Source organism: Anaerosporobacter mobilis DSM 15930 (assembly GCF_900142955.1).
In the GTDB taxonomy this organism is placed as follows: Bacteria; Bacillota; Clostridia; order Lachnospirales; family Lachnospiraceae; genus Anaerosporobacter; species Anaerosporobacter mobilis.
Genome location: NZ_FRCP01000008.1, coordinates 71,205 through 91,071, shown reverse-complemented (window position 1 = coordinate 91,071; position 19,867 = coordinate 71,205). Strand labels below are relative to the sequence as shown.

Genomic DNA, 19,867 nt, shown 5'->3' with positions numbered 1-19,867 from the left:
TGAGTAGAAGCAAAAGATTTGGCTTGGAATTTTTACAGCAGTGAATCGATAAAAGGAGCATGCTTGATGGTAGATAATATTATTAAATCAGTAGCAGAGAAATTATCCTCTCTGTCTTATATAGAAGGTATTGTTTTAGGTGGTTCACGTGCAAGGGGCACCCATACAGAGGATTCGGATATAGATATCGGCATCTATTACAATTCAGAATCATTTGACATAAATACTATTAATCAATTCGCTACAAAGCTGGATGATGAGCATAGAAATAACCTTGTTGTACCTCCCGGAGCATGGGGTGATTGGATTAATGGCGGCGGATGGTTAGTCATAAACGGGTATCATGTGGATTTAATTTTACGTGATATTAAACGTGTGGAACAAATAATGAAAGATACAGAGCACGGAATTGTTACTGCCAATTATCAGACTGGGCATCCCCATGGTTATATTAGTGCAATGTATCGAGGAGAATTAGCGATTAGCAAAATACTATATGCTAAGAATGAAAGCTTATGCGAATTAAAAAAACAGGCAGAAACTTATCCCAATGCTTTGCAGAAAAGTTTAGTTAACTTTTTTATGTTTGAAGCAGGGTTCTCTTTAATGTTTGTAAAAGCAAATTCGGGAACAGACGATAAATATTATATTGCGGGTCATGTTTTTCGTATAGTTTCATGTTTAAATCAAGTGTTATTTGCATGTAATAATGCTTATTGTATCAACGAAAAGAAAGCTATAAAACTGCTTGAAACTTTTGAACATAAACCTGAAAAATATACCGAGAAGGTAAATCATATTTTTGAAGTACTCGGTATCTCACTTTTTGAATGCTACGACATGACCGAGAAGCTTTATAATGAAGTGAATGAAATTGTATCGGAGATAAATAACTTTTTAAACGAGGAGAGTTCAGATGAAAGAAAACAAATATGATGATAATATATTTTTTCAAAAATACAGTCAAATGAGTCGCTCGCAGAAAGGACTGGCTGGTGCGGGAGAATGGGAGACTTTGAAAAAGATGCTACCTGATTTTAAGGGTAAGCGTGTGCTTGATTTAGGATGCGGCTATGGATGGCACTGTATATATGCGATGGAAAACGGTGCTTCCTCTGTAGTAGGTGTTGATATTTCTCATAAAATGCTCGAAGTAGCAAAAGGAAAAACCCATTTTCCACAGATTGAATATGAATGCTGTGCCATAGAAGATGTGGATTTCCCAGAGGAGAGCTTTGATGTAATACTAAGTTCGCTTGCGTTTCATTATGTAGCAGACTATGAGAATTTAATAAAAAAGATATATAGGATGCTGAAGGCTGGTGGCAATTTAGTTTTTACAGTTGAACATCCTGTTTTTACTGCTCATGGAACACAAGACTGGTATTATAACGAAAAAGGAGAAATACTGCATTTCCCGGTGGACAATTATTATTATGAGGGCAAACGGACAGCTATGTTTTTGGAAGAAAAGGTTACAAAATATCATAGAACACTGACCACATATCTAAATACACTGCTTTCAAATAGTTTTATAATAAATCAGATTGTGGAGCCACAGCCGCCAGAGAACATGATGGATATTCCGGGGATGGCGGATGAAATGCGACGCCCAATGATGCTGATTGTATCGGCAAAAAAGAAGATGTAATAATATAGAAAAAATAAACGAGGAGTATGTAAATGAGATCAGAAAAAGAAATGATGGATTTAGTACTTTCTTTAGCAGAACAGGATGAACGTATTCGAATTGTGACCCTTGAGGGGTCACGCGCAAATATTAATATACCTAAAGATGAATTTCAGGATTATGATATTACATATTTTGTAAGTGATATAGAACCGTTTATATCTAATGATGACTGGCTTAATCAATTTGGGAATATAATAATGATGCAAAAGCCGGAGGATATGGAATTATTCCCACCTGAAGAAAAGGGATTTTCCTATCTTATGCTATTTGATGATTACAATAAAATTGATCTTACCTTATTGCCCTTGGAAGAGTTAGATAATTACCTAAAGGGCGATAAATTAATAAAGGTTCTAATTGATAAAGATTGTAGAATTAAAAGGGACATAGTTCCGACTGATATAGATTATCATGTAAGAAAGCCAAGCGCAAGGGAGTATGATGATTGCTGCAATGAATTTTGGAATGTAACACCTTATGTTATTAAAGGATTGTGCCGCAAAGAGATACTGTTTGCAATCGATCATCTGAACCAGATTCTACGGTTTGAACTACTTAGGATGATGTCGTGGAAGGTTGGGATAAAGACAGAATTTTCATTAAGTGTTGGGAAAAATTATAAGTATATTAACAAATACATTGATGAAGATCTATGGAATAGATTATTATCTACATATCGCATGGATTCCTATGAAAATATTTGGAAGTCATTATTTATATGCCACCAATTGTTCAGGGAAGTGTCCAAAGAGGTAGCAGAACTACTGGGGTTTGATTATCCAGAGTATGGTAAGAACATAACAAGATATACCGAGGACATGTATAAAAAATATGTTGAAAATGACTATTTTTAAAGATTAGCAAAGATTATTAACCATAAGCAAGGGGTGTAAATGTATGGAAAGTACTGATGTTATAAATGAAATTAGAGGTATATTACCTCGTAACTCAATTGGAAAATATGATTTACTAACTATTTTTACACATAAAACCGTTTTTGATAAAATTGTAAAAGTACTATCATTGGATTTTCAAAATAAAGTAGATTATGTGGCTGCCCCAGAAGCAATTGGATGGATACTAGGCACTGCCATAGCCAAAGAACTTGGAGTGGGGTTTATTGGAGTAAGAAAAGGTGATAAGCTGCCATACGCAAAAGAAGAGATTATTTCGACACATTTTACCGACTATTCAGGTCAAGATAAAAGCTTTGAAATATCTAAGAGTTCTATTGTGAGGAACAAAAGAGTTTTGATTGTAGATGATTGGATAGAGACAGGTTCTCAAATGAAGGCTTTAATAGCTTTGTTAGAGAAATTGGATTGCAGCATTATTGGGTTGGCTACTATTGGGATTGATATAAATGAGGTTACTCAAAAATGGATAGACAGCAGTTTTGTAGCTTATATTGGCTCAAACATATAATAAACCGAAAGAAAATCTTGAATCAAAATTTTGGATGGCGTTAATTTACAATACAACGAAAGATGTTTACTCTTTTTTTATAAATTTTAAGAGGCGTTAAAAAACAGTTTTCAGACGAAAGGAGATCGAAGTTGAGTATAGATTTAAGTAACAAAAAAATTCCGAAAGAAGCAATTCAAGCATTAAAAACTATAGCGGAACTACTTGATAATATGTTAATTGGGGTGTATTTGTATGGTTCGGCAGTAATGGGTGGTTTACGTATGAATAGCGATGTAGATATTTTGGTAATAACAAATCAAAGTTTATCTGAAAAAACTCGAAGGAATCTTACAAATAGGTTAATGCTTATATCTGGGAAAATAGGAAACATAAAAGATATGAGGCCTCTTGAAGTTACGGTCATAAATCAAAAGGATATTGTCCCTTGGCATTTCCCCCCCAAATATGAATTTATGTATGGCGAGTGGCTAAGAGAGCAGTTTGAAAAGGGAGAAATTCCTGAGTCGACTTATGATCCGGATTTAGCAATACTTTTAGCACAACTAAGAAAAAATAGTATTAACCTTTTGGGACCAAAGGCAACAGAAGTAATTGAGCCTGTGCCAATGACAGATATTCGAAAAGCAATTAAAGAATCGTTGCCCGGGTTGATAGCTAGCATTAACGGTGACGAACGCAATGTGATTTTAACTTTAGCCAGAATGTGGCTGACAGCATCTACTGGTGAAATTCGCTCAAAAGATCTGGCAGCTGAATGGGCGATACCTCAATTACCCGATGAGCATGCTACTTTACTCAACAAAGCGAGAGAGGCTTATTTAGGAGAGTGTGTTGACAAGTGGGAAGGAATGGAATCTGAGGTGGCTGAACTCGTTAATCATATGAAAAAGTCTATAGAGTCTTCCCTTAATATCCAATTACCTTTTCGAATAGTTTAAATATAACAAAGACTAGTTGTTAATGTGCATTATTGATTGCTTCGATATGTTCCCCCATATATCAGTTTCTTAAAAAATAATCAAAATACCGTTGATACGTTCCCGCGAACGAAAGGGTTAAAAATCAGCTTAAGACATCAATGCCATCAACTCGAGCCATGGTGTTAGAGGAAACATATCTACACTGAACCTTTTAATTTTACCTATACTTTTTAATTATTTTGACTGAATGAATGTAAGGGTATTCAAGTTAGATTTATTCAGTAGCGTGCCAATCGAAAAACTCAATCCGTTAGCAATCTAATGCGTTTGACAAGTCTGAGGACTTCTCTAAACGCATTGATTTCAAGCCTTTTCCGGGGTTCTGCCCAGGAGAGGGCTTTTTATTTTTGTATCAAAATCTGCATGAACATAGATCCTTGTATGGGAAGTGGTCATATTCTGGTATATGCTTTTGACGTACTTATGGAAATATATAGAGAGTGTGGATATGTGGATAGGGATGCGGCACAAGCGATTATTGAAAATAATCTATTTGGTTTAGATATTGATAACCGTGCATATCAGCTTGCATATTTTGCTGTTATGATGAAAGCAAGAAGTTATGACAGAAGATTCTTAACAAGAAAAATTCAGCCGAATGTAACTGCGATTATAGAAACAAATGCGATAAGCCAGTTCTATTGTGAAGGGGTTACCAATGATAACGAGTTCAATAAAATAGGCGAATATTTAATCAAGACATATAAAAATGCTAAAGAAGTTGGAAGTTTGATTTCTGTTGAGGGAAATGATTATGTTGAATTTAAGGAATACATAGATAATTGTAACGTATCAGGTCAGATTACTATGGAAAGTAATAACTGGTATAGTGAAGTTATGCCTACAATGCAAAAAGTAGCAAAACAAGCTGATATTATGGCGAGAAAATATTGTGTTGTATCTACAAATCCACCATACATGAACAAGTTAGAAGGGGAGCTGAAAAAAGTTGTTATTGAAAAATATAAAGCATATAGTGGCGATCTGTTTTCTGTGTTTATGTATAGGAATTTTGACTACTGTACAAAGAATGGATATTCTGCATTTATGACCCCATTTGTGTGGATGTTTATCAAGACTTATGAGCAATTAAGAACGTATATTATTGAGCAAAAATCAATTATAACGCTTGTTCAAATGGAGTATTCTGCATTTGAGGAAGCGACAGTACCTATTTGCTCCTTTGTTTTAAAAAATGGAAAAGAATGCAAAAATGGATTATACATTAAATTATCTGAATTTAAAGGTGGAATGGAAGTACAGAGACAGAAAGTTATAGAAGCACTTAAGGACAAAAGTTGTAATTATTTTTATAATGAAAAATAGTATGAAAATCTAGTTATCCGTATAAACACTGGACTTATCACACTTTATCAAGGTCGAAACCAATCAATTTACTACTAATTTACTACTTATGAATGAGCTTTGATACGACGATTTACCCTTGAAAAGTGAAGAAACAAAGATACTTCCAATAAAAATTGAATAGGCAAAAGGTGGACACTTCAAAAATGAGGTGTCTATTTTTTTACCCGATTTGAAAGGACGTGATACTACGAAAATAGAAAAACAAGAGAATAAAGGTCGCTCCCCACCGTGAAAGACCATCAAACAAACGAGATTCATTCAACCATAAAAAAGAAAGGATAGGTAAAAATATGGAACTTAAATTTGTGATTCCCAAGATGGAAAAAACATTCGGCAATTTAGAATTTGCTGGCGAGGATAAAGTCGTACAGCGAAGAATCAACGGACATCTAACCGTCTTATCTCGAAGCTATAATCTCTATTCAGACGTTCAAAGAGCAGATGATATTGTGGTCGTACTTCCTGCTGAAGCTGGCGAAAAACATTTCGGCTTTGAGGAACGTGTTAAGTTAGTCAATCCACGTATTACCGCCGAGGGCTATAAAATCGGCACTCGTGGTTTTACAAATTACCTTTTACATGCTGACGACATGGTAAAAGAATAAAGAAAGAGAGGAAAAATGATGAGATTAGCAAATGGTATCGTATTAGATAAAGACACGACTTTTGGAGAATTAAAATTCTCTGCTCTACGTCGTGAAGTGAGAATCCAAAATGAAGACGGTACGGTTTCAGAGGAAATCAAAGAACGTACCTATGACTTAAAATCCAAAGGGCAAGGACGCATGATTCAAGTAAGTATTCCTGCCAGCGTGCCTTTGAAAGAGTTTGAATATAACGCACGGGTGGAACTTATCAATCCCATTGCGGATACTGTCGCTACTGCTACCTTTCAAGGAGCAGATGTTGACTGGTACATCAAGGCAGACGATATTGTGCTGACAAAGGATTCTAATTCCTTTAGAAATCAACAGCCACCTAAGAAAGAACCTGCTACGGACAAATAGCCACGTATCTTCCATTAGAGAGAAAGGAGAAAATCAAACATGAAACAGCGTGTCTTTCGTGGTAAAAGGATTCGTCCGAGTGACAAAGATTTAGTCTTTCATTTTACAGTAGCGTCCTTACTGCCTATTTTACTGCTTGTTGTCGGACTGTTTCATGTGAAGACAATCCAGCAGGTCAACTGGCAGGACTTTAACCTATCACAAGCAGATAAGATTGACATTCCGTATTTAAGTATCAGTTTCAGTGTCGCAATTCTTGTCTGCTTGCTGGTGGCGTTTCTATTCAAACGGTATCGCTATGATACGATTAAACAACTCTACCACCGTCAAAAGCTGGCGAAGATGGTTCTTGAAAATAAGTGGTATGAATCAGAACAGGTCAAAACAGATGGCTTCTTCAAGGATTCCCCCAGTCGTACCAAAGAAAAGATAACCTACTTCCCTAAAATCTATTATCGCCTTAAAAATGGCTTAATACAGATACAAGTGGAAATCACTCTGGGGAAATATCAAGACCAGCTCCTACACTTGGAAAAGAAATTAGAAAGTGGCTTGTACTGTGAGCTGACGGATAAAGAGTTAAAGGATTCCTACAGTTAAGTCCGATTCTTCAAGTTTAAAAACGGAACGTCAAAGTAATACAGTTCAAGAAAGAACGGTTCAAAAGCCAGTAACTTCAACTGCACCAACAGATAGAGCTTCACAACGTTCAATCACAAAAGAACGTCAGTCTACTGTTCAAAGAGTACCACTACAAAATACAAAAAGTAGACCACCAATCAAAACCGCCACCATTAAGAAAGGCAGTAAGAAACCATGAAGCTGAAAACTTTAGTGATTGGTGGTTCGGGATTATTCTTGATGGTCTTCTCACTGCTTCTGTTTGTCGCCATTTTATTTTCAGATGAACAAGATGGCGGTTTTTCCAACATTCACTATGGCGGTGTGGATGTTTCCGCAGAAGTGCTGGCTCATAAGCCTATGGTAGAAAAAGTTGCCAAAGAATATGGAATTGAAGAATACGTCAATATACTTCTTGCGATTATACAGGTGGAATCGGGTGGTACAGCAGAAGATGTTATGCAGTCCTCGGAATCCCTCGGTCTTCCACCTAATTCATTGAGTACAGAAGAATCCATTAAGCAAGGTGTGAAGTATTTCAGTGAGTTATTAGCCAGTAGCGAAAGGCTTGGTGTAGATTTAGAATCGGTTATCCAGTCCTACAATTATGGTGGTGGTTTCTTAGGATATGTGGCTAATCGTGGGAATAAATATACCTTTGAACTGGCTCAAAGTTTCTCAAAAGAGTATTCGGGTGACGAAAAAGTGTCTTACCCCAATCCCATAGCCATACCTATCAATGGGGGCTGGCGATACAATTACGGGAATATGTTTTATGTGCAACTGGTAACGCAGTATCTTGTCACAACAGAGTTTAATGATGATACAGTACAAGCCATCATGGACGAAGCTCTGAAATTTGAAGGCTGGAAGTATGTCTATGGCGGAGCTTCCCCGACTACCTCTTTTGATTGTAGCGGACTGACACAATGGACGTATGGAAAAGCTGGAATCAACTTACCACGAACAGCACAACAGCAATATGATGTAACCCGGCATATCCCATTATTGGAAGCAAAAGCCGGCGATTTGGTTTTCTTTCATTCTACCTATAACGCTGGCTCTTATATTACTCATATCGGGATTTATTTAGGCGATAACCGTATGTTTCATGCAGGCGACCCTATCGGTTATGCCGACTTAACAAGCTCTTACTGGCAACAGCATTTAGTGGGAGCAGGACGAATCAAACAATAAGAAAGGACGATTCAATGATGAAATTCGGAAAAAATCAGAATACAGAAAAACAGACACCAAAGGAAAAGAAACCTCGTGTCTATAAGGTCAATCCTCGTAAAAAGGTTGTGATTGTCCTATGGGTACTTTTAGGACTTAGTTTCAGCTTTGCGATATTCAAGCACTTTACAGCCATTGATACCCATACCATTCATGAAACCACCATCATAGAAAAGGAATATGTCGATACTCATCATGTGGAAAATTTTGTAGAGAACTTTGCGAAAGTCTACTATTCATGGGAACTAAACGACAAGTCCATTGATAATCGCATAGAAAACCTGAAAGCATATCTGACAGAGGAACTTCAAGCTCTGAATGTCGATACAGTTCGTAAAGATATTCCTGTATCGTCTTCTGTAAAAGGATTTCAGATATGGACGGTAGAAGCAGATGGCGACAATCAATTTGATGTAACCTACAGTGTAGACCAACTCATTACAGAGGGGGAAAATACAAAGACCGTCCACTCTGCTTATATAGTGAGTGTCTATGTAGACAGTACTGGAAATATGGTCCTCATTAAGAATCCGACCATTACTAGCATACCAAAGAAATCAGACTATAAACCAAAAGCTATTGAAAGTGAGGGTACGGTTGATTCCATTACAACCAATGAAATCAATGAGTTTTTAACGACGTTCTTCAAGCTCTATCCTACAGCGACAGCCAGTGAACTTTCCTACTATGTGAATGACGGGATATTAAAACCAATCGGAAAAGAGTACATCTTTCAAGAACTGGTAAATCCTATTCACAATCGTAAGGATAATCAAGTCACGGTATCGCTGACAGTGGAGTATATCGACCAGCAGACCAAAGCAACGCAGGTATCTCAATTTGATTTGGTACTTGAAAAGAACGGGAGTAATTGGAAGATTATAGAATAACAAATATTGGTACATTATTACAGCTATTTTGTAATCACGTACTCTCTTTGATAAAAAATTGGAGATTCCTTTACAAATATGCTCTTACGTGCTATTATTTAAGTATCTATTTAAAAGGAGTTAATAAATATGCGGCAAGGTATTCTTAAATAAACTGTCAATTTGATAGTGGGAACAAATAATTGGATGTCCTTTTTTAGGAGGGCTTAGTTTTTTGTACCCAGTTTAAGAATACCTTTATCATGTGATTCTAAAGTATCCGGAGAATATCTGTATGCTTTGTATGCCTATGGTTATGCATAAAAATCCCAGTGATAAGAGTATTTATCACTGGGATTTTTATGCCCTTTTGGGCTTTTGAATGGAGGAAAATCACATGAAAATTATTAATATTGGAGTTTTAGCTCATGTTGATGCGGGAAAAACTACCTTAACAGAAAGCTTATTATATAACAGTGGAGCGATTACAGAATTAGGAAGCGTGGACAGAGGTACAACGAAAACGGATAATACGCTTTTAGAACGTCAGAGAGGAATTACAATTCAGACGGCGATAACCTCTTTTCAGTGGAAAAATACTAAGATAAACATCATAGACACGCCAGGACATATGGATTTTTTAGCAGAAGTATATCGTTCATTATCAGTATTAGATGGGGCAATTCTACTGATTTCTGCAAAAGATGGCGTACAAGCACAAACTCGTATATTGTTTCATGCACTTAGGAAAATAGGTATTCCCACAATCTTTTTTATCAATAAGATTGACCAAAATGGAATTGATTTATCAACGGTTTATCAGGATATTAAAGAGAAACTTTCTGCGGAAATTGTAATCAAACAGAAGGTAGAACTGCATCCTAATATGCGTGTAATGAACTTTACCGAATCTGAACAATGGGATATGGTAATAGAAGGAAATGATTACCTTTTGGAGAAATATACGTCTGGGAAATTATTGGAAGCATTAGAACTCGAACAAGAGGAAAGCATAAGATTTCATAATTGTTCCCTGTTCCCTGTTTATCACGGAAGTGCAAAAAACAATATAGGGATTGATAACCTTATAGAAGTGATTACGAATAAATTTTATTCATCAACACATCGAGGTCAGTCTGAACTTTGCGGAAAAGTTTTCAAAATTGAGTATTCGGAAAAAAGACAGCGTCTTGCATATATACGTCTTTATAGTGGCGTACTGCATTTGCGAGATTCGGTTAGAATATCGGAAAAGGAAAAAATAAAAATTACAGAAATGTATACTTCAATAAATGGTGAATTATGTAAAATCGATAAGGCTTATTCCGGGGAAATTGTTATTTTGCAGAATGAGTTTTTGAAGTTAAATAGTGTTCTTGGAGATACAAAGCTATTGCCACAGAGAGAGAGAATTGAAAATCCCCTCCCTCTGCTGCAAACGACTGTTGAACCGAGCAAACCTCAACAAAGGGAAATGTTACTTGATGCACTTTTAGAAATCTCCGACAGTGACCCGCTTCTGCGATATTATGTGGATTCTGCGACACATGAAATCATACTTTCTTTCTTAGGGAAAGTACAAATGGAAGTGACTTGTGCTCTGCTGCAAGAAAAGTATCATGTGGAGATAGAAATAAAAGAGCCTACAGTCATTTATATGGAAAGACCGTTAAAAAAAGCAGAGTATACCATTCACATCGAAGTTCCACCGAATCCTTTCTGGGCTTCCATTGGTCTATCTGTAGCACCGCTTCCATTAGGGAGCGGAGTACAGTATGAGAGCTCGGTTTCTCTTGGATACTTAAATCAATCGTTTCAAAATGCAGTTATGGAGGGGATACGCTATGGCTGTGAACAAGGATTGTATGGTTGGAATGTGACGGACTGTAAAATCTGTTTTAAGTATGGCTTATACTATAGCCCTGTTAGTACCCCAGCAGATTTTCGGATGCTTGCTCCTATTGTATTGGAACAAGTCTTAAAAAAAGCTGGAACAGAATTGTTAGAGCCATATCTTAGTTTTAAAATTTATGCGCCACAGGAATATCTTTCACGAGCATACAACGATGCTCCTAAATATTGTGCGAACATCGTAGACACTCAATTGAAAAATAATGAGGTCATTCTTAGTGGAGAAATCCCTGCTCGGTGTATTCAAGAATATCGTAGTGATTTAACTTTCTTTACAAATGGACGTAGTGTTTGTTTAACAGAGTTAAAAGGGTACCATGTTACTACCGGTGAACCTGTTTGCCAGCCCCGTCGTCCAAATAGTCGGATAGATAAAGTACGATATATGTTCAATAAAATAACTTAGTGTATTTTATGTTGTTATATAAATATGGTTTCTTGTTAAATAAGATGAAATATTTTTTAATAAAGATTTGAATTAAAGTGTAAAGGAGGAGATAGTTATTATAAACTACAAGTGGATATTGTGTCCTGTATGTGGAAATAAAACACGATTAAAGATAAGGGAAGATACTGAATTAAAAAAATTCCCCCTCTATTGTCCGAAATGCAGACAAGAAAATTTAATTGAAATAAAGCAGTTCAAAGTAACTGTGATTACAGAGCCAGACGCAAAGACGCAGAGCCGATAAAATGAGATTAATACAATCTCATTTTATCGGCTCTTTCCGTTATGTATGGATTCTTTTAATTAGTCTTCGATGTTTCTTGCTTCGTTGATACCGCTGGCTAAAGATTCCATTAAGGATAGTTCTTTGTCTGTAAAGCTATCCATGTATTTCTCTATCTGTAATCGTCGGGTGCTTTTTACCAAGTTATTAGCAGGTAAGAAAAATTCATCAACGGAAACATGAAGTAACGATACAAGGTCATAAAGAACTTGTATGCTGGGGTGTTGCCCCTTATTTTCAATATTAGTTAAGTACCGTGGGTCAATTTCAATCAATGCTCCCACTTGTTCACGAGTTAAACCTCGTTTCAATCGAGCTTCTTTAATGGCTAAACCAAAGGCTCTAAAATCATATTTATCTTCTTTTTTACGCATAGTAGACCACCTCTATACATTTTATTGTTCCTACTGAATTAAAAACAGGTATAGAAAAACGTGTTATATGGTTTATAGGTTTATATTTAATAAAAAGCACTACTAAACGCCAATAAAAAAAACCGTTATATGGTAGTGCTATTTACGCTGTTAAAATATTGTATATTACTTCCAAATGGCGGTTTGTTGGAGGTCAACGTCGCCATGAAGTACATCATATACAATAAATTTCCTTACATTGGGTTCTTGTCAAAAAAAGTCGTCTATCTGCAATAGATAAGTACGTCCACCAATGTGGTTTTATAAATCATATAGATAGAATAACAGAAGCATGTAAACAGAGAAATAAATCTGTTTATATGCTTTTTTGGCTATTCAGAACTTTTTTACAAAGTTTATTTATCAGTAATGCAACAAATCCCCCTTTCACATTGGGACTAAGAGTGAAAGGAGATAAACGAGCAAGGCTCACTTCCTTTCCTAGACAGAAAGGGGGTGAGAAACATGAAACCATCTTCTTTTCAGACCACAATAGAAAATCAGTTTGACTATATCTGTAAACGTGCTATGGAAGACGAGCGAAAGAATTATATGCTTTATCTTTCAAGGATTGCAAAGCGTGAGGTGTCCTTTTCGGATGTTGGCGATTATCTTGTTAGCCAGTTTGCGACAACAGATAACTATTCAACTGACTTTCAGATTTTTACACTCAATGGGTTATCAGTAGGCGTTGAAAATGATTTGTTGAGTGAAGCATTACGTGAGTTGCCAGACAAGAAACGTGAAATTCTACTGCTGTTTTACTTTATGGACATGAGCGATTCAGAAATTGCAGACCTGTTGAAATTGAACCGTTCTACTGTCTATCGGCATAGAACCAGTGGACTAGCCTTAATTAAAAAGTTTATGGAGGAATTTGAAGAATGAAAACACAATATCCTATGATTCCCTTTCCTCTCATTGTAAAGGCAACAGATGGCGATACCGAAGCGATTAACCAGATTCTACATCATTACAGAGGGTACATAACGAAGCGTTCCCTACGACTTATGAAAGATGAATATGGCAATCAAAGTATGGTCGTTGATGAAGTCTTACGTGGAAGAATGGAAACCAGACTGATTACAAAGATTTTGTCATTTGAAATTAAGTAATATCCTCTCTCCTTTCGTGGAAGCGTGCTAAACCATTCCACGCTTCCCGAACAGGGAGGTTTGTTATTCCACCAAAGCATATTGAGCTTTCAATGTGTTTTGATAGGCTAACGAGCCATTGTTCTTTGAAAACTGAATAAAAGTAATCGAATACGTTTCGATAAGAAAAGAGCCAACGGAACTAACCGCCATGACCTATCTTATAAAGATAGCGAGCGATTCATGTTAGTGATCCGAGAAGCAATCTTTAGCAGGATTGCCTGCAACGACATTCTTATCGTGATAATGATACTCCCATACAGTCAATAGTCCGAGCGTGATAAAACCGTCGCAGGCAATGAGTATGGCTACATGAGAACCATGCAGGGGTGGAACTCCCGTGAGCTTTGCTAAAGCTGTTCGATTGCTGGTAAAACAACTTTTATGAAATCCAAATAAGTGATTTGGAAAGGAGGATTTTATGAAGCAGACTGACATTCCTATTTGGGAACGTTATACCCTAACCATTGAAGAAGCGTCAAAATATTTTCGTATTGGCGAAAACAAGCTACGACGCTTGGCAGAGGAAAATAAAAATGCAAATTGGCTGATTATGAATGGCAATCGTATTCAGATTAAACGAAAACAATTTGAAAAAATTATAGATACATTGGACGCAATCTAGCGTCGCCAAAGGGTCTTGTATATGATAAAATAGTATTAAGTCGTATCAAGGCTCTTTCCATAAAGGAAAGGAGCAAATGCCATGTCAGAAAAAAGACGTGACAATAAAGGTCGAATCTTAAAGACTGGAGAGAGCCAACGAAAAGACGGAAGATACTTATACAAATATATAGATTCATTTGGAGAACCGCAATTTGTTTACTCGTGGAAACTTGTGGCTACAGACCGAGTACCAGCAGGAAAGCGTGATTGTATCTCACTTAGGGAGAAAATCGCAGAGTTACAGAAAGACATTCATGATGGTATTGATGTTGTAGGAAAGAAAATGACACTCTGCCAGCTTTACGCAAAACAGAACGCTCAAAGACCAAAGGTTAGAAAAAACACTGAAACTGGACGCAAATATCTTATGGATATTTTGAAGAAAGACAAGTTAGGTGTAAGAAGTATTGACAGTATTAAGCCATCAGACGCTAAAGAATGGGCTATTAGAATGAGTGAAAATGGTTATGCTTATCAAACCATCAATAACTACAAACGTTCTTTAAAGGCTTCATTCTATATTGCTATACAAGATGATTGTGTTCGGAAGAATCCATTTGACTTTCAACTGAAAGCAGTTCTTGATGATGATACTGTCCCTAAGACCGTACTAACAGAAGAACAGGAAGAAAAACTGTTAGCCTTTGCAAAAGCTGATAAAACCTACAGCAAAAATTATGATGAAATTCTGATACTCTTAAAAACAGGTCTTCGTATTTCAGAGTTTGGTGGTTTGACACTTCCAGATTTAGATTTTGAGAATCGTCTTGTCAATATAGACCATCAGCTATTGAGAGATACTGAAATTGGGTACTACATTGAAACACCAAAGACCAAAAGTGGCGAACGTCAAGTTCCTATGGTTGAAGAAGCCTATCAAGCATTTAAGCGAGTGTTAGCGAATCGAAAGAATGATAAGCGTGTTGAGATTGATGGATATAGTGATTTCCTCTTTCTTAATAGAAAGAACTATCCAAAAGTGGCGAGTGACTATAATGGTATGATGAAAGGTCTTGTTAAGAAATACAACAAGTATAATGATGATAAGTTACCACACATCACTCCACATAGTTTGCGACATACATTCTGTACCAACTATGCAAATGCAGGAATGAACCCAAAAGCATTACAATACATTATGGGGCATGCAAATATAGCCATGACGCTGAACTATTACGCACACGCAACATTTGATTCCGCAATGTCAGAGATGAAACGCTTGAATAAAGAGAAGCAACAGGAGCGTCTTGTTGCTTAGTAGTACAAATGAATTTACTACTTATTTACCACTTCTGACAGCTAAGACATGAGGAAATATGCAAAGAAACGTGAAGTATCTTCCTACAGTAAAAATACTCGAAAGCACATAGAATAAGGCTTTACGAGCATTTAAGAAAATATAAAAAGATAATTAGAAATTTATACTTTGTTTATCTAAAAAATATAGAAGAATTTTGTTTTATTACAGGAAGTCCACTTTCCTTTTGGGCAAGCAAAGCTGCTGTAAATTCATTTCAAGATGGTAAATCTCTAGCTGACATGTGTAGCCCTAAAGTTGGATTACAAACAGGTGATGTAGATTTATTTGTAAGAAAATGGTTTGAATGTTCAACTGAAAACTTATGTTTAAATAATGTGATTATGAAAGAAAAAAGTGTATGGTTTCCATATAATAATGGTGGAGAATTTAGAAAATGGTACGGGAACAATGACGAGGTAGTTAACTGGAAGGATGATGGGATTTACGTGATTAACCATATTAATAAGGCTGGAAAAAAGGGAGCCAGGCCACAAAATAGAGATTACTATTTTAGAAATGGTGCTACTTGGTCTGCAATATCAAGTAGTTCATTTTCTGTCAGATTATTTCCAAAAGGTTTTTTGTTTTCGAATGCTGGAATGGCTATTTTTGCAGAAAGAGCAGTTTTATATTATATAGTTGGGTTCTTAAATTCTAAGCTTGCACAAAAATACTTAGGTTTTTTTAACGAAGGGTTGAATTATAATCAAGGAGATATATCCAAGCTTCCGATCATATTATCAGAGAAATATATTTCTGACACAATTGATTTAGTTGCTAATAGTGAAGTGATTTCTAAAATGGATTGGAATGCTTTCGAATCATCCTGGGAATTTACAAAACACCCATTTATAGATTCATCAAATTTAAAAAATGCATTTGAAAAGTGGAAAAGAGAATGTGAAAAACGCTTTTGTCAACTCAAAAAAAACGAAGAAGAAATAAATCGTATATTTATTGATATTTATGGCTTGCAGAACGAATTAGGTCCAGAAGTAGAAGATAAAGATATAACAATTTATCAAGCTGACTTACAAAAGGATATAAAGAGTTTTATATCTTATGCAGTAGGTTGTATGTTTGGGCGATATTCACTTAATGTTGAAGGACTCATATATGCAGGAGGTGAATGGGACGATGGCAAATATGGTGATTTTGTTCCAGATAAAGATAATGTTATTCCTATTTCTGACGAAGAGTACTTTGAGGATGACATACTGGGATTATTTGTTGAATTTGTAAAGATGGTCTATGGAAAAGAAACCTTGGAAGATAATCTTGCTTTTATTGCAAGTGCTCTTGGCAATAAAGGAAATACCTCAAGAGAAATTATCCGAAATTACTTTCTGAAGGACTTCTACAAGGATCATTTGAAAACATATCAAAAGCGTCCGATTTATTGGCTTTATGATAGTGGTAAAAATGATGGTTTTAAGGCGCTTGTTTATATGCACCGCTATACTGAGGATACAACAGGAATTGTTGTGTTGATTATTTGCATAAAATGCAAAAAATTTATATGAATGAAATAGAACGAATGCAGGAAATGGTTGATAATTCATCTAATTCTAAAGAAGTTGCTCAAGCAGAGAAGAGAAAAGAAAAGCTAGTTAAGCAATTAAAAGAAACAAAAGAATATGATGAAAAAATAGCCCATCTCGCACTTAGCCGGATTGACATTGATTTAGATGATGGTGTAAAAGTAAACTATGAGAAAGTACAGACGGGACAGGACGGAAAGAAACTTGATATTCTTGGGAAGATATAGGGGGTGATGAAATGGAAAAGAAAGTTGTATTATCAAGAATTGCATTATTGCTTGATACGAAATCTATCATCATAAAAAAGCATTGCTTAATTATTTTCCGGAAGATTTATCGCAAAATTATGAACAGATGGAAAGCTTTTTTGGCTTTATGCTTGAAAATAGAGGGGATTATTTTAAGGAACGTATCAAAGAACTAGAGAAAGAAGCAGAGCATTTACAGATGCAAAAACAAGAAATTAAAGAAATAATAACACTTAGTACAAGGATCTTCCAGAATACTCAGATTGTTGACGATATACATAATATTAACGAACAACTTAATATAGAATATTTGAGATTAGCTGATGTGAAAATGAAAATTGAAAAATATAATGAAATTAATGATTTGACCAAACAATCAAATGAAAAAGGTAAAGAAATTCTTGAAAAGACTATTGAGTATGAAGCCGAATATAATCAGTATAGTGAAAATATTGAAAATATTGAAACGCATTTCCAAAACCTTGTTCAAGCTGCATATGGTGAAGATGGAGTTCTAAATTACAGCTACGAGAATGACGTAAAGAAGAGATCAAGTACTGGACGTATAAAAATTTGCTGCCAAATTGCTGATGAGAATTCACATGGTCGTTTATATATGAAAATAAACATGTTTGACCTAGCCCTGTTTCTTAATCGAATTGATAATAATACAGGGTGTGATTTGTTAATTCACGATGGTTCTTATTGTAAGCCTAATCCAGGGGCAAAGGCTAAAGTTGTTAATTATGTAGATAACTATTTGAAAGACGCTGAGAAGGGGCAGTATTTTATCACAATAAATAAGTCCGAAGTGGAAGAAACGGATTTAGAAGATTTTCGAAAGAAGAAGATGATTGTAGCTGAATTTGATAGAGAGCATGGAGATGAGCACCGTTTCTTTGGCTGTAAGTATTAATGATTTATATGGAAAGTTGTAAATGTGCCTCAATCATTCAACACGAGATGCCGATGATGGCAAAGATTATGAGATAGAGTAAAAAAGTGGGAACTTCTTAATATAGTAATGCTTAAGTAAAGTTCCCTCTGTTTTTAATTTGAAAAGGTAAGGTTGACACGAAAAGTTATAAAATATATAATTTACTCAATATTAATGAAAGGACGTTGCACATGGAAGAGATAAATGACAATCTATATCATAAGATTATTCAATTATATCAAGAAACTTCTTCTGTAAAAGAAACAGCAAAGAAGTTAGGCACATATCCTATCAAGGTACGTCGTGTCCTTATTACTGAAGGTTTATGGAACAGCAATACAAGTGTTCAGATAGGTTCTCTATATGCAAGGGGATTATCTGTTGCTGAGATTGCAAAACAGCTTTTTATATCTGAAAAGAATGTTCAATCGTATCTTCCATATAGCAGAGGACAATATGGCGGAGACAATCGAAGTGATGAAGCTGTGCGAAGTGAAGTGTATCGTGAACGAATGCATGTAGCTGAAAGTTCACAAATAAAGAAGCTTAATCAAAATACTAATCAACATACTAATCAACATATGAATCCAGATAAAGAAATGGAGAATAATCGAATGGATAAATTAGATATATTAAAGGAACGTACCAGACAGTTGGCAGAAGATCGTCCTATCCCTTATGCCATAAGACTTCATTTAGAATTGGACATGGAAGACAAGGCATTGGGAACAAATGAATTAGGCATACTTGTACAATATGGAAAAATGACGACCAATATATCAAGAGATATCATTGTTCCGGGAGATATTACTCTACATGCACTTCATTATGCAATAAACAGAGCTTTCGGATGGCAGAATAGTCATTTGCACAGTTTTCATCCATATGAAGATGATTATAATATGATGATTAAATCAGGGAAACTTACAGATTGGGCTAAACTTGCAGGCATGTATTTCCGTTTTCCATGTGAAGATTATGAAGATATTTATTGGGATGATGATTATAAAGCTGGGATTAGTGTGAAAAACTGGATGAGGAAAAAATATACCGGACCATATTATTATGGAGGAACTAGAGAATATTTCTATAGGTGTCAGAAGGATGTAAAAGAGTTATATGAGTGGCAGCCTACCTTAGAAATAAGAAAATCATTCGGAGAATGGATGGATGAATGCAGAGAGCTTACTGAAAAAACAGGAGATAAGGACGCAAAAGCAAATATGATAAAACGCATTGCGCCAATTACAGAGGTGACAATTACAGAGCTTGCAGACAGCATTACTTTTGAAGGTGGCTTTGATGAACTAATAGAAAGACTTCCAATCTATGACATTTTACTTATGCCAGGAATGATACAAAACTTTGATTCTTGGGATTTTTCTAATAGACTAATACTGAAAAATTCAGAAAAGGAAGAGATATGTCTTGCTCCAGTCACATCACCTATTCTAAATGCAATCCGTTACTGGTACGATTATGGTGACGATTGGAATGTAAAAATAACTGCGACGGCATGTTATGAGACAAAGGAGAAGTATAAAGCATCTGGAAACCCAATAGAACCAATGGAAGAACACCGACCAGTATGCGTGGATGCAGATGCACTGCCAGTATGCGATGATATTGGTGGAATTTATGGATATTGTAATATGCTTGAAGTTCTTCACGGAGAAGATTTAGAAGAAAAAGAATCTATGAAAGAATGGGCTAGAGGTATGGGTTGGACTGGAAGAAAGACAAATCCTCCAAATATTTTATAGA

At 35.7% G+C, this 19,867-nt stretch carries 23 protein-coding genes; 22 read left to right on the top strand and 1 reads right to left on the bottom strand.

Going from position 1 to position 19,867, the window contains the following annotated elements; genetic code table 11:
• Positions 1 to 66 precede the first annotated feature (66 nt).
• The 14 genes from BUB90_RS06990 to BUB90_RS06925 all read left to right on the top strand — a co-directional run bounded on the left by BUB90_RS06990 (position 67) and on the right by BUB90_RS06925 (position 11,805).
• Entirely contained in the window at positions 67 to 936 is an 870-nt protein-coding gene (locus BUB90_RS06990) for a nucleotidyltransferase domain-containing protein (protein WP_000228166.1), read from the top strand.
• Positions 917 to 1,651: a class I SAM-dependent methyltransferase gene (locus tag BUB90_RS06985; protein ID WP_000662263.1), complete on the top strand. Its 735-nt coding sequence runs from the start codon at positions 917 to 919 to the stop codon at positions 1,649 to 1,651. The genes BUB90_RS06990 and BUB90_RS06985 overlap by 20 nt, the downstream gene beginning before the upstream one ends.
• A 32-nt stretch (positions 1,652 to 1,683) precedes the next feature.
• A complete protein-coding gene (locus tag BUB90_RS06980) occupies positions 1,684 to 2,547 on the top strand; it encodes an aminoglycoside nucleotidyltransferase ANT(6)-Ia (RefSeq protein ID WP_002294505.1) in 864 nt (287 codons plus the stop codon).
• 43 nt (positions 2,548 to 2,590) lie between these two features.
• Positions 2,591 to 3,118 carry a phosphoribosyltransferase family protein gene (locus BUB90_RS06975; RefSeq protein WP_002294507.1) on the top strand — a complete coding sequence of 176 codons (528 nt, stop codon included), beginning with the start codon at positions 2,591 to 2,593 and terminating at the stop codon, positions 3,116 to 3,118.
• 131 nt (positions 3,119 to 3,249) lie between these two features.
• Positions 3,250 to 4,059 carry an ANT(9) family aminoglycoside nucleotidyltransferase Spw gene (locus tag BUB90_RS06970; protein WP_002294509.1) on the top strand — a complete coding sequence of 270 codons (810 nt, stop codon included), beginning with the start codon at positions 3,250 to 3,252 and terminating at the stop codon, positions 4,057 to 4,059.
• A 465-nt stretch (positions 4,060 to 4,524) separates the two neighbouring features.
• Positions 4,525 to 5,427, top strand: coding sequence for an Eco57I restriction-modification methylase domain-containing protein (locus BUB90_RS06965; RefSeq protein ID WP_242875492.1), 903 nt, complete (start codon positions 4,525 to 4,527; stop codon positions 5,425 to 5,427).
• A 332-nt stretch (positions 5,428 to 5,759) separates the two neighbouring features.
• Positions 5,760 to 6,074 (top strand): YdcP family protein, encoded by a 315-nt coding sequence (locus BUB90_RS06960; RefSeq protein ID WP_000420680.1) that lies wholly within the window; start codon positions 5,760 to 5,762, stop codon positions 6,072 to 6,074.
• 18 nt (positions 6,075 to 6,092) lie between these two features.
• The gene (locus BUB90_RS06955; RefSeq protein ID WP_001234287.1) at positions 6,093 to 6,476 is read left to right on the top strand and encodes a YdcP family protein; all 384 of its coding nucleotides are present in this window, start codon (positions 6,093 to 6,095) and stop codon (positions 6,474 to 6,476) included.
• A 39-nt stretch (positions 6,477 to 6,515) separates the two neighbouring features.
• A complete protein-coding gene (locus BUB90_RS06950) occupies positions 6,516 to 7,076 on the top strand; it encodes a hypothetical protein (RefSeq protein WP_442871519.1) in 561 nt (186 codons plus the stop codon).
• Positions 7,077 to 7,292: 216 nt separating this feature from the next.
• Complete coding sequence (locus tag BUB90_RS06945; protein ID WP_020224359.1) at positions 7,293 to 8,294, top strand: bifunctional lytic transglycosylase/C40 family peptidase; 1,002 nt, start codon at positions 7,293 to 7,295, stop codon at positions 8,292 to 8,294.
• Between the two features lie 14 nt (positions 8,295 to 8,308).
• Positions 8,309 to 9,223 carry a conjugal transfer protein gene (locus BUB90_RS06940; protein ID WP_033705454.1) on the top strand — a complete coding sequence of 305 codons (915 nt, stop codon included), beginning with the start codon at positions 8,309 to 8,311 and terminating at the stop codon, positions 9,221 to 9,223.
• Between the two features lie 274 nt (positions 9,224 to 9,497).
• On the top strand, positions 9,498 to 9,584 hold the full coding sequence (locus BUB90_RS06935) for a tetracycline resistance determinant leader peptide (protein ID WP_012386611.1): 87 nt from the start codon (positions 9,498 to 9,500) through the stop codon (positions 9,582 to 9,584).
• 15 nt (positions 9,585 to 9,599) lie between these two features.
• Positions 9,600 to 11,519, top strand: coding sequence for a tetracycline resistance ribosomal protection protein Tet(M) (gene tet(M) / locus BUB90_RS06930; RefSeq protein ID WP_002414694.1), 1,920 nt, complete (start codon positions 9,600 to 9,602; stop codon positions 11,517 to 11,519).
• Between the two features lie 97 nt (positions 11,520 to 11,616).
• Positions 11,617 to 11,805, top strand: coding sequence for a cysteine-rich KTR domain-containing protein (locus BUB90_RS06925; protein WP_012962334.1), 189 nt, complete (start codon positions 11,617 to 11,619; stop codon positions 11,803 to 11,805).
• Between the two features lie 59 nt (positions 11,806 to 11,864).
• On the opposite strand, the gene BUB90_RS06920 is transcribed toward BUB90_RS06925, so the two are convergent.
• Positions 11,865 to 12,218, bottom strand: a complete 354-nt coding sequence (locus tag BUB90_RS06920) for a helix-turn-helix transcriptional regulator (protein WP_001227347.1) — start codon at positions 12,216 to 12,218, stop codon at positions 11,865 to 11,867.
• Positions 12,219 to 12,722: 504 nt separating this feature from the next.
• On the opposite strand from BUB90_RS06920, the gene BUB90_RS06915 reads away from it, so the two are divergent.
• The 8 genes from BUB90_RS06915 to BUB90_RS06875 all read left to right on the top strand — a co-directional run bounded on the left by BUB90_RS06915 (position 12,723) and on the right by BUB90_RS06875 (position 19,866).
• On the top strand, positions 12,723 to 13,145 hold the full coding sequence (locus tag BUB90_RS06915; RefSeq protein ID WP_000804885.1) for a sigma-70 family RNA polymerase sigma factor: 423 nt from the start codon (positions 12,723 to 12,725) through the stop codon (positions 13,143 to 13,145).
• Complete coding sequence (locus BUB90_RS06910) at positions 13,142 to 13,372, top strand: helix-turn-helix domain-containing protein (RefSeq protein ID WP_000857133.1); 231 nt, start codon at positions 13,142 to 13,144, stop codon at positions 13,370 to 13,372. The genes BUB90_RS06915 and BUB90_RS06910 overlap by 4 nt, the downstream gene beginning before the upstream one ends.
• A gap of 460 nt (positions 13,373 to 13,832) precedes the next feature.
• Complete coding sequence (locus BUB90_RS06900) at positions 13,833 to 14,036, top strand: excisionase (RefSeq protein ID WP_000814511.1); 204 nt, start codon at positions 13,833 to 13,835, stop codon at positions 14,034 to 14,036.
• 81 nt (positions 14,037 to 14,117) lie between these two features.
• Entirely contained in the window at positions 14,118 to 15,335 is a 1,218-nt protein-coding gene (locus BUB90_RS06895; RefSeq protein ID WP_004818925.1) for a tyrosine-type recombinase/integrase, read from the top strand.
• Positions 15,336 to 15,448: 113 nt separating this feature from the next.
• Positions 15,449 to 16,900, top strand: coding sequence for a BREX-1 system adenine-specific DNA-methyltransferase PglX (gene pglX, locus BUB90_RS06890; RefSeq protein WP_139133525.1), 1,452 nt, complete (start codon positions 15,449 to 15,451; stop codon positions 16,898 to 16,900).
• The gene (locus BUB90_RS23930) at positions 16,897 to 17,145 is read left to right on the top strand and encodes a hypothetical protein (protein ID WP_139133526.1); all 249 of its coding nucleotides are present in this window, start codon (positions 16,897 to 16,899) and stop codon (positions 17,143 to 17,145) included. The genes pglX and BUB90_RS23930 overlap by 4 nt, the downstream gene beginning before the upstream one ends.
• A 148-nt stretch (positions 17,146 to 17,293) precedes the next feature.
• The gene (locus BUB90_RS06880) at positions 17,294 to 18,082 is read left to right on the top strand and encodes a DUF2326 domain-containing protein (protein ID WP_073285177.1); all 789 of its coding nucleotides are present in this window, start codon (positions 17,294 to 17,296) and stop codon (positions 18,080 to 18,082) included.
• Positions 18,083 to 18,294: 212 nt separating this feature from the next.
• Complete coding sequence (locus BUB90_RS06875; protein ID WP_073285172.1) at positions 18,295 to 19,866, top strand: IS1096 element passenger TnpR family protein; 1,572 nt, start codon at positions 18,295 to 18,297, stop codon at positions 19,864 to 19,866.
• Position 19,867 lies beyond the last annotated feature (1 nt).

What these genes read in the sequence shown, in the direction of transcription:
- BUB90_RS06990 (WP_000228166.1), top strand. Translation starts at nt 67, where the DNA reads ATGGTAGATAATATTATTAAATCAGTAGCAGAGAAATTATCCTCTCTG.
- BUB90_RS06985 (WP_000662263.1), top strand. Translation starts at nt 917, where the DNA reads ATGAAAGAAAACAAATATGATGATAATATATTTTTTCAAAAATACAGT.
- BUB90_RS06980 (WP_002294505.1), top strand. Translation starts at nt 1,684, where the DNA reads ATGAGATCAGAAAAAGAAATGATGGATTTAGTACTTTCTTTAGCAGAA.
- BUB90_RS06975 (WP_002294507.1), top strand. Translation starts at nt 2,591, where the DNA reads ATGGAAAGTACTGATGTTATAAATGAAATTAGAGGTATATTACCTCGT.
- BUB90_RS06965 (WP_242875492.1), top strand. Translation starts at nt 4,525, where the DNA reads ATGGAAATATATAGAGAGTGTGGATATGTGGATAGGGATGCGGCACAA.
- BUB90_RS06960 (WP_000420680.1), top strand. Translation starts at nt 5,760, where the DNA reads ATGGAACTTAAATTTGTGATTCCCAAGATGGAAAAAACATTCGGCAAT.
- BUB90_RS06955 (WP_001234287.1), top strand. Translation starts at nt 6,093, where the DNA reads ATGAGATTAGCAAATGGTATCGTATTAGATAAAGACACGACTTTTGGA.
- BUB90_RS06950 (WP_442871519.1), top strand. Translation starts at nt 6,516, where the DNA reads ATGAAACAGCGTGTCTTTCGTGGTAAAAGGATTCGTCCGAGTGACAAA.
- BUB90_RS06945 (WP_020224359.1), top strand. Translation starts at nt 7,293, where the DNA reads ATGAAGCTGAAAACTTTAGTGATTGGTGGTTCGGGATTATTCTTGATG.
- BUB90_RS06940 (WP_033705454.1), top strand. Translation starts at nt 8,309, where the DNA reads ATGATGAAATTCGGAAAAAATCAGAATACAGAAAAACAGACACCAAAG.
- BUB90_RS06935 (WP_012386611.1), top strand. Translation starts at nt 9,498, where the DNA reads ATGCTTTGTATGCCTATGGTTATGCATAAAAATCCCAGTGATAAGAGT.
- BUB90_RS06920 (WP_001227347.1), bottom strand. Translation starts at nt 12,218, where the DNA reads ATGCGTAAAAAAGAAGATAAATATGATTTTAGAGCCTTTGGTTTAGCC.
- BUB90_RS06915 (WP_000804885.1), top strand. Translation starts at nt 12,723, where the DNA reads ATGAAACCATCTTCTTTTCAGACCACAATAGAAAATCAGTTTGACTAT.
- BUB90_RS06910 (WP_000857133.1), top strand. Translation starts at nt 13,142, where the DNA reads ATGAAAACACAATATCCTATGATTCCCTTTCCTCTCATTGTAAAGGCA.
- BUB90_RS06900 (WP_000814511.1), top strand. Translation starts at nt 13,833, where the DNA reads ATGAAGCAGACTGACATTCCTATTTGGGAACGTTATACCCTAACCATT.
- BUB90_RS06895 (WP_004818925.1), top strand. Translation starts at nt 14,118, where the DNA reads ATGTCAGAAAAAAGACGTGACAATAAAGGTCGAATCTTAAAGACTGGA.
- BUB90_RS23930 (WP_139133526.1), top strand. Translation starts at nt 16,897, where the DNA reads ATGAATGAAATAGAACGAATGCAGGAAATGGTTGATAATTCATCTAAT.
- BUB90_RS06880 (WP_073285177.1), top strand. Translation starts at nt 17,294, where the DNA reads ATGCTTGAAAATAGAGGGGATTATTTTAAGGAACGTATCAAAGAACTA.
- BUB90_RS06875 (WP_073285172.1), top strand. Translation starts at nt 18,295, where the DNA reads ATGGAAGAGATAAATGACAATCTATATCATAAGATTATTCAATTATAT.